Source organism: Streptomyces sp. HD (assembly GCF_028369295.1).
Classification (GTDB): Bacteria; Actinomycetota; Actinomycetes; order Streptomycetales; family Streptomycetaceae; genus Streptomyces.
This window is the reverse complement of sequence record NZ_JAQMYP010000036.1, coordinates 27,975-40,996: the sequence shown is the minus strand read 5'-3', so window position 1 is coordinate 40,996 and position 13,022 is coordinate 27,975. Positions and strand designations below refer to the sequence as shown.

At 70.8% G+C, this 13,022-nt stretch carries 12 protein-coding genes; 9 read left to right on the top strand and 3 right to left on the bottom strand.

Annotated elements, in window-relative coordinates:
* Positions 1 to 12: 12 nt before the first annotated feature.
* Positions 13 to 219: a DUF5988 family protein gene (locus POF73_RS30225; protein WP_272121817.1), complete on the bottom strand. Its 207-nt coding sequence runs from the start codon at positions 217 to 219 to the stop codon at positions 13 to 15.
* A gap of 161 nt (positions 220 to 380) precedes the next feature.
* Between POF73_RS30225 and POF73_RS30220 the strand changes: the two genes are divergently transcribed.
* Together POF73_RS30220 and POF73_RS30215 are read left to right on the top strand one after the other, a co-directional pair.
* Positions 381 to 938, top strand: a complete 558-nt coding sequence (locus POF73_RS30220) for a GNAT family N-acetyltransferase (RefSeq protein ID WP_272121814.1) — start codon at positions 381 to 383, stop codon at positions 936 to 938.
* A gap of 258 nt (positions 939 to 1,196) precedes the next feature.
* Complete coding sequence (locus POF73_RS30215) at positions 1,197 to 1,337, top strand: hypothetical protein (RefSeq protein ID WP_107083653.1); 141 nt, start codon at positions 1,197 to 1,199, stop codon at positions 1,335 to 1,337.
* Positions 1,338 to 1,356: 19 nt separating this feature from the next.
* On the opposite strand, the gene POF73_RS30210 is transcribed toward POF73_RS30215, so the two are convergent.
* Positions 1,357 to 2,925, bottom strand: coding sequence for a purple acid phosphatase family protein (locus POF73_RS30210; protein WP_272121810.1), 1,569 nt, complete (start codon positions 2,923 to 2,925; stop codon positions 1,357 to 1,359).
* A 142-nt stretch (positions 2,926 to 3,067) separates the two neighbouring features.
* Here POF73_RS30210 and POF73_RS30205 point away from each other — a divergent pair, with 142 nt between their 5' ends.
* Positions 3,068 to 4,111: a 3-isopropylmalate dehydrogenase gene (locus POF73_RS30205; protein ID WP_272121808.1), complete on the top strand. Its 1,044-nt coding sequence runs from the start codon at positions 3,068 to 3,070 to the stop codon at positions 4,109 to 4,111.
* Between the two features lie 274 nt (positions 4,112 to 4,385).
* Entirely contained in the window at positions 4,386 to 5,474 is a 1,089-nt protein-coding gene (locus POF73_RS30200) for a branched-chain amino acid aminotransferase (RefSeq protein ID WP_272121805.1), read from the top strand.
* Positions 5,475 to 5,708: 234 nt separating this feature from the next.
* Here POF73_RS30200 and POF73_RS30195 read toward each other — a convergent pair whose 3' ends face one another.
* On the bottom strand, positions 5,709 to 7,160 hold the full coding sequence (locus POF73_RS30195) for a cytosine permease (RefSeq protein ID WP_272121803.1): 1,452 nt from the start codon (positions 7,158 to 7,160) through the stop codon (positions 5,709 to 5,711).
* Positions 7,161 to 7,288: 128 nt separating this feature from the next.
* Between POF73_RS30195 and ureA the strand changes: the two genes are divergently transcribed.
* From ureA to POF73_RS30170, 5 genes are all read left to right on the top strand, one after another.
* A complete protein-coding gene (gene ureA, locus POF73_RS30190; RefSeq protein ID WP_272121801.1) occupies positions 7,289 to 7,969 on the top strand; it encodes an urease subunit gamma in 681 nt (226 codons plus the stop codon).
* Positions 7,966 to 9,639 carry an urease subunit alpha gene (locus POF73_RS30185; RefSeq protein WP_272121799.1) on the top strand — a complete coding sequence of 558 codons (1,674 nt, stop codon included), beginning with the start codon at positions 7,966 to 7,968 and terminating at the stop codon, positions 9,637 to 9,639. Before ureA ends, POF73_RS30185 begins: the two co-directional genes overlap by 4 nt.
* 11 nt (positions 9,640 to 9,650) lie before the next feature.
* A complete protein-coding gene (locus POF73_RS30180) occupies positions 9,651 to 10,694 on the top strand; it encodes an agmatine deiminase family protein (RefSeq protein ID WP_272121797.1) in 1,044 nt (347 codons plus the stop codon).
* Positions 10,695 to 10,702: 8 nt separating this feature from the next.
* The gene (locus tag POF73_RS30175) at positions 10,703 to 11,302 is read left to right on the top strand and encodes a TetR/AcrR family transcriptional regulator (RefSeq protein ID WP_272121796.1); all 600 of its coding nucleotides are present in this window, start codon (positions 10,703 to 10,705) and stop codon (positions 11,300 to 11,302) included.
* 130 nt (positions 11,303 to 11,432) lie between these two features.
* On the top strand, positions 11,433 to 12,722 hold the full coding sequence (locus POF73_RS30170; protein ID WP_272121793.1) for a TolB family protein: 1,290 nt from the start codon (positions 11,433 to 11,435) through the stop codon (positions 12,720 to 12,722).
* The last annotated feature ends 300 nt before the right edge of the window (positions 12,723 to 13,022 follow it).

Sequence of the window (13,022 nt, the reverse complement as noted above, 5' to 3'; positions counted from 1 at the left end):
ACGGGCGGGGCGCTAGCCCGGCATCTCCGTGCGCTCCCACCACTCGTACACGGGGAGGCTGCCCTCGGGTGTGTTCGCCTTGCGTGCGGTCGGCCGGAAGTGTTCGTAGCCGTTGCGGAGCTCGATCTTCACGTCCGGGCCGGGGGAGGGGGTGCGGACGATCCGTTCGGGCAGGTCGTCCGGGCCACCCTCAAGGAACACCTTCGCCGTGTCGTTCATGACCTCACCGTTCCCCTCGTCGTGACCGTCTGTCCCGTGCCGCGCGGAGGATCAGCCAAGTGGGCGATCCACGGCCCGGGCCGCCCGGGCGGCGTCCGTCCATCGTGACCCCGGTGGCCGGTCCTCGACACCCCTCCGACGCGGGCGCCGATACTGGGCCGATGACCACCACCGCATCCCCCTACGCCGTGCGCACCGCCCACACCGCCGACCTCACACCCGCCGAACTGCACGCGATCCGTGCCCTGTTGGACGAGGCGTTCGACGGCGACTTCTCCGACGAGGACTTCGAGCACGGGCTCGGCGGGATGCACGTCCTGGTGCAGGACGACGCCGGGCGGCTCGTCGCGCACGGGTCCGTGATCATGCGGCGGGTGCGGCACCGGGCGCGGTGGCTGCGGGTCGGGTACGTCGAGGCGGTCGCCGTACTGCCGGATGCGCGTCGTACCGGGCTGGGCGGGCGCGTGATGGCGGAGCTGGAGCGGGTCATCGACCGGGCCTACGACGCGGGGATGCTGTCCGCGAGCGACGAGGGGGCCGCGCTGTACGCCGCCCGGGGCTGGCAGGTGTGGGGCGGACGGGTCTGCGGGCTGGGGCCCGAGGGCGTCGTGCGGCTGGCGGAGGAGGAGGGGAGCACGTTTGTGAGGGCTGCCCTCACCCCTGCCCTCGACCCCGCCTTCGAGCTCGTCTTCGACTGGCGGGACGGGGACGTGCTCTGACGGGGTGGCGTTGAAAAGTGCAGGTCAGCGCTGTGTGACCTACTCCACCGTCTCAGATAGTAGGAAGTCCGAGTAATTGTGGAGACAGATGCGCCGTCCTCCCTTAGCTTTGTAGAAGCCGAACGTCTCGCTCGATCAAGCGAATGGCGGTCGTGAGCCGGGCCCCGTGCAGGCAACCCCTGCGGCACCGCTCCCCGCCCCACCCGGCGTCTCGTAACCCCCCGTTGCACTCCAGGATGTCGAAGGAGTCGATTTCCCATGGCCGAGACGACCGCCCGCCGTCGAGTCCGTCACCTCTCCCGTACGAGCGAGTCCGACCGCAAGAACGCCGCAGCCGCCCTTCAGCGCGCCCTCGACCGCAGGGACAACGGCGGCGCCACCGGCCACCAGGCGGCGTAGGCGCCGCACCTCAGGTCGGTCAGCTGCTGCGCCGCACCTCGAAGTGGTCGATGCGCTTGCCGTTCTGGGCCAGTGCCGACACCTTCAGCCGGGGCTTCGCGCCGCCCTCCGCCTCCACGCTGAGGAACGAGAAGCCCCGGTAGCGCACCCGCGACCACTCCACGCTCTCCGCCTTGGTGTTCCGTGACCTGGTCCACTTGAAGGTGTCGACCGACTCCCGCTCGGTGACATGCCCCTCGTAGCTCTCCTCGACGCCCGGGGGGAAGCCGTACAGCTCCTTGCCGCCCCCGCCCGCCGTGACGTACACGATGCCGTCCCGCGTCGGGTCCGTCGAGGCGCCGATGGGCACCTGCCCGCCGACCTCGCCGTTCTTGATGGCGTCCGTCCGCTCGTAGACGTGGTTGTGCCCGTTGATCACCAGGTCCACCTGGTGCCGGGCGAACAGCGGCACCCACTCGGCCCGCACACCCCCGTCGGACGCATGCGAGGAGGTGGAGTAGGCGCAGTGGTGGAAGAAGACGACGATGAAGTCGACGCCCTTCGCCGCCCGCAGTTCACCGAGCCGCTGGTCCAGCCACTTGGTCTGACGGCCGTCCGTGTGACCCTGGTTGGCGGGAATCTCGTACGACACGTCGTTCGCGTCCAGCGCCACGAAGCCGACGTTGCCGTAGGTGAAGGAGTACACGCCCGGGGCCGTACGGGCATCGAAGCCGCTGTCCGGCAGGGACCAGCGTGCCAGCTGGCCGCCGTAGCCGTCCGGCGAGTACCAGGCCTCCATGTCGTGGTTGCCGGTCGTCACCATCCACGGCACCGACCTGGCCACCGACTCGGTCTGCTTGAGGTAACCGTCCCAGAAGCCGGGGTCGTAGCCGTCCGACTTCTCGCCCAGCCCCTTGACATCGGCGTAGCAGATGTCGCCGGCGTGGAGGTGGAAGGCAGGGTTCTGGCCCAGCAGGAGTTTGTCGTTGGTGGCGGCCGCCTCGCTGACGCCCTGGTCGCCGAAGGCCGTGAAGGTGAAGGTCTCCGGGCTCGCGGGAGCCGTGCGGAAGGAGGCGATCGTGGCGCGGTTCCTCGGGGCCGCCGGGTCGAAGCCGTCATGGCCCACGCCGTAGTAGTACGTCGTGCCGGGGCGCAGGGAGTCCAGTGCCGCATGGACGTAGTACTGCTCCAGCGCCGCGCGGATGCCCTGCAGTTCGGGGGTGTACAGGTCACGGACCTCGGCGTCGATCCTGCGGCTCAGGTCGTCGGGACGCAGGCCGATCCGGACGTACGGCTTCTTCACCGCGGCCGGTACCTGCCAGGAGATCCGCATCTGCGACTTCGGGTCGGCGCCGAAGGCGAGATGGCGGCCGAAGGGGGCGACGGCGGAGCCCGGCACCTTGGTGGAAACGGACGGGGAGGGCCGCGGGCCGGCCGTGCCCGCCGGCTTCTCCGAGCCCGAGCAGCCCGTCAGCAGCCCGCCCGCCACCGCGCCCGCCGTCACCAGCGTGCGGCGCCGGGTCAGCTTCGTGCGCAGGTACTCGTGCTGTTCCGCCATGCTCATACGGCGGGCGAGCTGAGGCGGGATGCCGAAGTCGGGGATGTCCATAGTGGGAAAGTTCCCAGCGGCGGCCAACACCCGCCCTGCGTACGGGTGAACGCCGGTTGAAGCGCAGAAACCTTCCCCTGTCCGGGTGTCCGCATCACGGACACCGCATGTCATTCCATGGGACGAGGAGTAGGGTGCCGACATGTCTCGCAGCCTCAATCTCGCAGTGATTCCCGGTGACGGCATCGGCCAGGAGGTCGTGGCCGAAGGTCTGAAGGTCCTCTCCGCCGTCCTTCCGCAGGATGTGAAGCTGGAGACCAAGGAGTACGACTTCGGCGCCCGGCGCTACCACGCCACCGGTGAGACCCTCACCGACGCCGACGTCGACGCGCTGAAGAAGCACGACGCGATCCTGCTCGGCGCCATCGGCGACCCGTCGGTGCCGTCCGGTGTGCTGGAGCGCGGCTTCCTGCTGAAGCTCCGCTTCCTCTTCGACCACCACGTCAACCTGCGTCCGTCGAAGCTGCTCCCGGGTGTCGCCACCCCGCTCGCCGGCCAGCCCGAGATCGACTTCATCGTCGTCCGCGAGGGCACCGAGGGCCCGTACACCGGCAACGGCGGCACCATCCGCAAGGGCACCGAGCACGAGGTCGCCACCGAGGTCTCCGTGAACACGGCCTTCGGTGTCGAGCGCGTCGTCCGGGACGCCTTCGCCCGTGCCCAGGCCCGCCCGCGCAAGAAGCTCGCCCTGATCCACAAGAACAACGTGCTGACCTTCGCGGGTCACCTGTGGACCAACATCTTCAACAAGGTGGCCGAGGAGTTCCCCGACGTCACCACCGAGTACATGCACGTCGACGCCGCGACCATCTACCTGGTCACCCAGCCCGAGCGCTTCGACGTCATCGTCACCGACAACCTCTTCGGCGACATCATCACCGACCTCGCCGCGGCCGTCTCCGGCGGCATCGGCGTCGCCGCCTCCGGGAACATCAACCCGAGCGGCGCGTTCCCGTCCATGTTCGAGCCCGTGCACGGCTCGGCCCCGGACATCGCCGGCCAGGGCAAGGCCGACCCCACCGCCACGGTCCTGTCCGTCGCCCTGCTCCTGCGCCACCTCGGCTACGACGCCGAGGCCGCCCGGATCGACGAGGCCGTCTCGGCCGACCTCGCGGAGCGCACCGGCAAGCCCGCCCGCTCGACGTCGGAGATCGGCGACGCGCTGGCCGTACGAGTAGCCGGCTGACCCGCCGCGCTCGCTCGAATACTTTCGAAGCCGCCGGGTCACTCCGCACCCGGCGGCTTCCCCATGTCCGCTGCCGGGTGCCACCATCAACCCCTGGATCGCGATTCACGCCGGATCACGCCGATCACGCCGATTTCTTCCACGGCTCCCGCTTGCGATAATCGAATGCGGAGCCGCGGAATGAGGGAATGCTCGGACGTCCTAGCACTGGCCACTGGCAGTACTGGCGTGAGCGCGGCCCGCCACAATCAAAACCGGTGAAGGACATCCACTCATGACGACGCCCACGATCGAGCTCAAGCCCTCCGCCAGCCCGCTCTCCGCCAGCGAGCGCGAGGCGATACTGGCCAACCCGGGGTTCGGCCGCCACTTCACCGACCACATGGTGACGATCAAGTGGACCGAGGGCCGCGGCTGGCACGACGGCGAGCTCGTGCCGTACGCGCCGCTCTCCCTCGACCCGGCCACCATGGTCCTGCACTACGCGCAGGAGATCTTCGAGGGGCTCAAGGCCTACCGGCAGCCCGACGGGTCCGTCGCCTCCTTCCGCCCCGAGAAGAACGCCAGGCGCTTCCAGGCGTCGGCCCGCCGGCTCGGCATGCCGGAGCTGCCGGTCGAGACGTTCATCGAGGCGTGCGACGCGCTGGTCCGGCAGGACCAGGCCTGGGTGCCGGCGCACGGCGGTGAGGAATCCCTCTACCTGCGCCCGTTCATGATCGCCACCGAGGTCGGCCTGGGCGTGAAGCCCGCCGGCGAGTACCTGTTCCTGGTCATCGCCTCCCCGGCCGGCGCCTACTTCCCCGGCGGCGTCAAGCCGGTCTCCATCTGGGTCTCCGAGGACCACGTCCGCGCCGTTCCCGGCGGCATGGGCGACGCCAAGACCGGCGGCAACTACGCCGCCTCCCTGCTGGCTCAGGCCGAGGCCGCCGCGAAGGGCTGCGCCCAGGTCTGCTACCTCGACGCGGTCGAGCGCAAGTGGGTCGAGGAACTCGGCGGCATGAACCTCTACTTCGTGTACGGCGACAAGATCATCACCCCGTCGCTCACCGGCTCCATCCTGGAGGGCGTCACCCGTGACTCCCTCCTCTCGGTCGCCCGTGACCTCGGCTACGAGTCCGAGGAGGGCCGCGTCTCCGTCGACCAGTGGCAGCGCGACTCCGAGAACGGCACCCTCACCGAGGTCTTCGCCTGCGGTACGGCCGCGGTCATCACGCCGGTCGGCACGGTGAAGCGCACCGGCGCCGAGTGGCAGCAGAGCGGCGGGCAGCCCGGGGAGGTCACGCTGAAGCTGCGGCAGGCGCTGCTGGACATCCAGCGGGGCACGGCCGAGGACAAGCACGGCTGGATGCACAAGCTGGGCTGACCCCCGAGGCCGTGGGCCCAGGACTCCAAGGCGAAGCCGCCCCGGACAGCACCGTCCGGGGCGGCTTCGTCCGCTCGACGATGCCCAGGGTCAGCGCCTGCGCCCTCTCCTCCAGGTTCCGCTTCCCGTCCCGGTAGGCGTGATCGCGCCCCTACGGCAACCGCCCTCCTCGGCGGCACTCGGGCGAGCGGCCTCCTCGCCGAGGACCAGGACGTACGGGAGAGGGCGGACCGCCTACGAGTTCACCGAGGCGCGCTGAGCCTCGGTTCCCTCGGGCCCCTTGGTGCCGACGGCGACCGGCGTACGGCCTGCCCGCCCGGTCAGCGCCAGGTAGCCGAGCCCGCCCACCGCCCCCGACAGCAGGAAACTGCAGTCCACCCCGCCGGTCCAGGCCAGCAGCGGACCCTCGTACGACGGCAGTGACACCGCCAGCACCCCCACCACCGCGCCCAGCGCCCACGACACGGTCGCCGGGAGGTGCCAGCCGGCCCGGTACCAGTAGATCCCGCCCCGAGCCCGGCGGTTGAAGACCTGCAGGGCCTCCGCGTCGTACACGCCACGGCATCGCGCGAAGCCGATCATGGTGATGACCGCCCATGGGGTGCCGATGGCGGTCAGCAGGAGCACGAAGGACGTCATGGCGTCCTGGGCCGACGAGTAGTAGTGGCCGACGAACACGCAGGCCGTCGCGATCACCGCGACCGTGTAGGTGGCCGTCGCCCGGGACGCGCGCGGCAGGATCGCGTCCAGGTCGAGGCCCATGGAGTAGAGCATCAGACCCGCGTTGCCGACCGAGCCCGCGGAGGCGGCCAGCAGGAGCGGGACCAGGTACCAGGTCGGGGACGCGGAGACCAGCGGTCCGGCGTAGTCGAGGGCGGCCCGTGCCGCGTACGCCGTGAACGTGCCGAACAGCTGGGGGACCAGCAGGCCCAGGATCAGGCCGAGCCAGGTCGCGTGCAGGACCCGGCGGGAGGAGTGGCGGGCCGGGGAGATGTAGCGGGTGTAGTCGCCGAGGAGGGTGATGAAGGCGATCGGGCCGGACAGACCCGCCGCCACCGTCGCCAGCAGCCACGTCGGCCAGAAGCCGCCCAGCAGATAGCCGCCCGCCTCGGGCAGCGCGCCGGTCGTGAAGTGCGGGGCGTAGGCGATCACGCCGAGGACCAGCAGGGCCGTCATGCCGATCGCGAGGACCCGGGACATGGCGAGCAGCACCCGGTAGCCGTACACCGCGCCCGCGACGGTCGCCGCGGCCAGCAGTCCGTAGACCACCCCGTACGACATGTCGTTCGCCGGCACATCGAACAGACGGCCCAGCACGCCCACCATCACATCGCCGCCGATCCACACCGTCAGCGCGGAGTAGCCCAGCGCCAGCAGCAGCCCGACGAACGAGCCGACCAGGCGGCCCCGGACACCGAACTGGGCGCCGGAGGACGTGGACAGGTTCGTCGCCGTGCGCAGGGAGATCAGGGCCAGTGGGGCGGTGACGGCGGTGCCCACCAGGGTGCCGACCACGATCGAGCTCACCGACGCCCACCAGTCCAGGCCGAAGGACGGCGGCAGCCAGCCGAAGACGATCACCCCCAGGCAGAGGTTCGAGCCGAGCAGGATCGAGACGAGGTCCCGTGGGCTGCTCGTCCGTTCCCCCTCGGGGATGGTGTCGACTCCGCGCTGTTCCCTTGGCATGAGCGTCTCCCTCGGTTTGAGTGACGTTCAATCTGAAGTGCCCGAGGTTTGCTGTCAACCTTTCGGGCGACGGGATTTCGTGTTTAGAGTGATGCTCTAAAGTCGAGCAGGCAAGGAGGTGCCGCGTAGTGAGACTGACCCCAACGGAACGTGACCGGCTGCTGCTCTTCGGAGCCGCCGAACTGGCCCGGACGCGAAAGGCCCGCGGGCTGAGGCTGAACGTGCCGGAGGCGACCGCGATCGTCGCGGACACCGTGTGCGAGGCCGCCCGGGACGGGGCCCGGCTCGCCGAGGCCGTCGAACGCGCTCGCTCGGTGCTCGGTCCCGACGACGTGCTGCCGGGTGTCGCGGACGTCGTCACCGAGGTGCACGTCGAGGCCGTCTTCGACGACGGTTCGCGGCTCGCGGTGGTGAGCGACCCGATCGGCGGGGGACTGGGCGACCGGGCGCCGGGCGCGCTGCTGCCGGGGCCGGCGCACGCCGAGCCCGAGGCGGTCGTACGCCTGACGGTGACGAACACGGCGACCGTCCCCGTCTCCGTCACCTCCCACTTCCACTTCTTCGAGGCCAACCCGCGCCTCGACTTCGACCGGGGCACGGCGTACGGCATGCGGCTCGCCGTCCCCGCCGGATCCTCCGTGCGGTTCGGGCCGGGGGAGAGTGTCGAGGTCGGGCTCGCGCCCATCGGGGGCGACCGGATCGCCATCGGGTTCGCCGGTCTCGTCGACGGGGCGCTGGACGCGCCGGGGGCGAAGGAAGAGGCCCTGCACAGGGCCGCCGCCTGCGGATATCTGGGAGTCGAACGATGAACCCGCACGAGTACGCCGCCACCCACGGCCCCCGCGCCGGCGACCGCGTCCGGCTCGGGGACTCCGGTCTCACCATCCGCGTCGAGTCCGACTCCCAGCGCTACGGCGACGAGTTCCTCGCCGGGTTCGGCAAGACCGCCCGCGACGGGCTGCATCTCAAGGCGGCCGCCGTCCGGGAGACCTGTGACGTCGTGATCAGCAACGTCGTCGTGATCGACGCGGCGCTGGGGATCCGGAAGGTCTCGATCGGGATCAGGGAGGGGAGGATCTGCTCGATCGGGCGGGCCGGCAATCCCGACACCCTCGACGGGGTCGATGTCGTGGTCGGCACGGGTACGTCCATCGTGTCCGGCGAGGGGCTCATCGCCACCGCCGGGGCCGTCGACACGCATGTGCATCTGCTGTCGCCGCGCATCATGGAGGCGTCGCTCGCCTCCGGGGTGACCACGATCATCGGCCAGGAGTTCGGGCCGGTGTGGGGCGTCGGGGTCAACTCGCCCTGGGCGCTCAGCCACGCCTTCAACGCCTTCGACGCCTGGCCCGTCAACATCGGCTTCCTGGGGCGCGGCTCGTCGTCCGACCCGGCGCCCCTGGTCGAGGCGCTGGCCGAGGGCGGGGCGAGCGGCTTCAAGGTGCACGAGGACATGGGCGCCCACACCCGGGCCCTGGACACGGCGTTGCGTGTCGCCGAGGAGTACGACGTCCAGGTCGCCCTGCACAGTGACGGGCTGAACGAGTGCCTGTCCGTCGAGGACACCCTGCGCGTCCTGGAGGGCCGCACCATCCACGCCTTCCACATAGAGGGCTGCGGCGGCGGACACGTGCCGAACGTCCTGAAGATGGCCGGCGTCCCGAACGTCATCGGCTCCTCCACCAACCCCACCCTGCCCTTCGGCCGGGACGCCGTCGCCGAGCACTACGGCATGATCGTCTCCGTCCACGACCTGAAGACCGACCTGCCCGGCGACGCCGCCATGGCCCGCGACCGCATCCGCGCCGGGACCATGGGCGCCGAGGACGTGCTGCACGACCTGGGCGCGATCGGCATCACCTCGTCGGACGCGCAGGGCATGGGGCGGGCCGGCGAGACCGTGCGCCGTACCTTCGCGATGGCCGGGAAGATGAAGGCCGAGTTCGGCGCCCCGGACGTCGGCCACGACAACGAGCGCGTCCTGCGCTACATGGCCAAGCTGACCATCAACCCGGCCATTGCGCACGGCCTCGCCCACGAGGTGGGGTCGCTGGAGGTCGGCAAGCTGGCCGACGTCGTGCTGTGGCGGCCGGAGTACTTCGGCGCCAAGCCGCAGCTGGTGCTGAAGGCGGGCTTCCCGGCCTACGGCGTGGTCGGTGACCCGGGCGCCGCGACCGATACCTGCGAACCCCTCGTCCTGGGGCCGCAGTTCGGGGCGTACGGCGCCACCCCCGCCGACCTCTCGGTCGCCTTCGTCGCCGGGGCCGCCGTCGACCAGGGCCACGACACCATGCCGACCCGGCGCCGCAGGGTCGCCGTACGCGGCACGCGCGGTATCGGGCCGGCCGATCTGCGCCTCAACTCCCGTACCGGAGCGGTGGACGTGGACCAGCACACGGGCCTGGTGACGCTGGACGGAGAGCCACTGCGCTCCGAGCCCGCGGACTCGGTCTCCCTCAACCGCCTCTACTTCCTGTGAAGGACGACCGCATGAGCACGCCCGCCGCCGACGGCTTCCGTATGCCCGCCGAATGGTCCCCGCACGAGCGCACCTGGATGGCGTGGCCGGGGCCGAACCCGACCTTCGAGGACCCGGACGACCTGGCCGCCTCCCGCCGGGCCTGGGCCTCGGTGGCCCGCACGATCCGCCGCTTCGAGCCGGTGACGGTGGTGTGCGGTCCGGGACAGTCGCAGGAGGCGCGGCGGCTGCTCGGCCCGGACGTCGACACCGTGGAACGCGACCTGGACGACGCCTGGATGCGGGACATCGGCCCGACCTTCCTGACCGACGGCGCCGGTGGACTCGCCGCCGTCGACTGGACGTTCAACGGCTGGGGCGCCCAGGACTGGGCCCGCTGGGAGCACGACGCGAAGATCGCCGCGTACGTCTCCGACCTTGCGGGGTCGACCAGGACGTATGCCTCGCGGCTCGTCAACGAAGGCGGAGCGATCCATGTGGACGGCGAGGGTACGGTCCTGCTCACGGAGACCGTCCAGCTCGGCCCGGAGCGCAACCCGCACTGGACGCGGGAGGAGGTCGAGGCCGAGATCCACGCCATGCTCGGCACCCGCAAGGCGATCTGGCTGCCGCGCGGCCTCACCGGTGACTACCCCCCGTACGGTTTCGGCACCCTCGGCCACGTCGACATCGTGGCCGCCTTCGCCCGCCCCGGCGTGGTCGTGGCCCATGTGCAGCCGGACCCGGCGCACCCCGACCACGAGGTGACCAAGGAGATCGTCGGCCTGCTGAAGTCGCGGACGGACGCCCGCGGCCGCCGCCTGGAGGTCGTCGAGATCCCCGCCCCGACCGTGCTGGAGGCGGACGGCCACTGGGCCGACTACTCCTACATCAACCACTACCTCTGCAACGGCGGCGTCGTGCTCTGCGCCTTCGACGACCCGCGCGACGAACTCGCGGCCGGCATCTTCCGCCGCCTCTTCCCGGAGCGGACGGTCACCCTCGTGGACGCCCGTACGATCTTCGCGGGTGGTGGAGGCATCCACTGCATCACGCAGCAGCAGCCGAAGAGCTAGGAGTGCAGATGGCCGGTGGGCGCAGGCAGGCGCCGCCTCGTGACGAGGTCCTCGCCGCCGCCATGGAGATGATCGCCGAGCGCGGTCTGGAGAAGCTCACCATGGCGGCGCTCGGCCGCGAGGTCGGCATGAGCAGCGGTCATCTCCTCTACTACTTCCACTCCAAGGACGAGCTGCTGCTGCGCACCCTGGAGTGGAGCGAGGGCCGGCTCGGCGCCGAGCGCGGCCGGCTGCTGACGCGCACCGCCTCCGCCCGCGAGCGGCTCGACGCATACGTCGACCTGTACGTCCCCGACGGTCATCGCGACCCGCACTGGACCCTCTGGCTGGAGGTCTGGAACCGCTCGCAGAACGCCGACGACGCCGCCAGGGAACGCCAGGCCGCGATCGAGGGCGCCTGGCACCGCGACCTGGTGGCGCTGCTGGCGGAAGGGGTGTCGCGGGGCGAGTTCCGGACGGTCGACCCGGACCGTTTCGCCGCCCGGCTGAGGGCGCTCCTCGACGGCTTCTCCATCCATGTGGCCATCGGACTGCGCGGCACGGACCGGGCGCAAGTTCTGCGCCACGTAAGGGAGTTCCTGGACGACAGCCTCCTCGCGGACTCCTGAACCCACGCCCTGGTTGTACGCAATATTGCGGATTGACCCTGTAGCGCATGGTGCGTTTGCCTCAGGGGAGGACCAAGAGGGGAACGACCGACCACCTCTGACACCGACCGGCATCAACGGGGGAACCACCATGCACAGCACCAGGCGCGCCCGCGCGCTCGCCATCGCCGTCGCCCTCGCCGCCGCCACGGCGACACTGACCACGGGGACGTCGGCGGGGGCCGCACCCCGCGTCCCCTCGACCGAGCGGGTCACCGTGTCGGCGACGGGGGAGCAGGGCAACGGCAACTCGTACGCGCCGCAGTTCAGCGCCGACGGCCGCTTCGCGGCGTTCACGGCCGACGCGTCCAACCTGGTGCCCGGCGACACCAACGAGCGGGGGGACGTCTTCGTGCGCGACCTGCGCACCGGGGCCGTCGAGCGGGTCAGCGTCAGCTCGGCCGGCGCACAGGCCGACCAGCGGTCGACGGTGCAGGCCATCAGCGCCGACGGGCGGTACGTGCTGTTCCGCTCCAACGCCAGGAACCTGGTCCACTGGGACACCCGGCCCGCGGACGAGGGGGCCGACGACACCTATCTGCACGACCGCCGCACCGGCACCACGAAGCGGATCAGCGTCGCCTTCGACGGCGGCTCCGCCTACGCGGCCGGCGCCGACATGTCGGCCGACGCCCGCTACATCACCTTCAACGCCAAGGCCGACCGGATGGAGCAGGGCGCCCGCGACCTCTTCGGAGCCGTGTACGTCTTCGACCGCGGCACCGGCACGACGAAGCGGATCAGCAACCCCGGCCGCCCCGACAATCCGGCGCTCTTCCAGGACGTGAGCGCCGACGGCCGCTATGTGCTGTACACGCAGCTGGTGCCGCGCAGCTCGAACGGCGTCACCTGGGTGCACGACCGCCGTACCGGCACCGAGGAGCGGGTCAACGTCAAGGCGGACGGGACCCCGGCGGCGCGGTACGCGATGCCCGCCACACTCTCCGCGGACGGCCGCACCGTCGCCTTCCAGAACTGGGACGAGGACCTGGTCCCCGGCGGCGGCCCGGACGCGTCCGACATCTACGTCCGCGACCTGCGCACGGACGTCACCCGACGGATCGACGCCGGCCCCGACGGCGAGAGCATGCCGGACCGGCCCGTACTCAGCGCCGACGGCCGGTACGTGGGCTACGAGGCCACGCCGAAGCTGCCCGACGGAACGCTCGGCCCGGCCAACATCTATCTGCGCGACCTGCGCACCGGCTCCACCCGCCTGGTCAGTGAGTCGGTCACCGGCGGCCCCGTGACCGATGCGTACGTGTGGCTGGATTCGGTGAGCGAGAGGGCCAGGCGCATCGGCCTCAGCAGTTCCTCGGCCCAGCTCGTCGCCGGCGACACCAACGGCGTGAACGACGGCTTCGTCCGCCGCCTGCGCTGATCAGCACAGTGCTCGCATCCTGAGACGGACAGTGAGCGCGGGGGCGACTTGTGCCAGACTGCCCCCGTGCTCTCGTTCGCCATGATTATTGGCAGCAGGCGCGCCGGTCCGCAGTGACCACCACGTACGACCAGGTACGGGTGGACACCGTCGTCCTCGACCCGCGCGCAGACCTCTCGCACCCGCGAGAGGTTTTTCGCTTTTCTGGCCCACCTTCAGCCGGGAGCAAAGCGCGAGGGATCATAGGAGGACGGTGGAGCCGGTCATTCCGGTAAAGACCGCGATCCAACGGGATCCAAC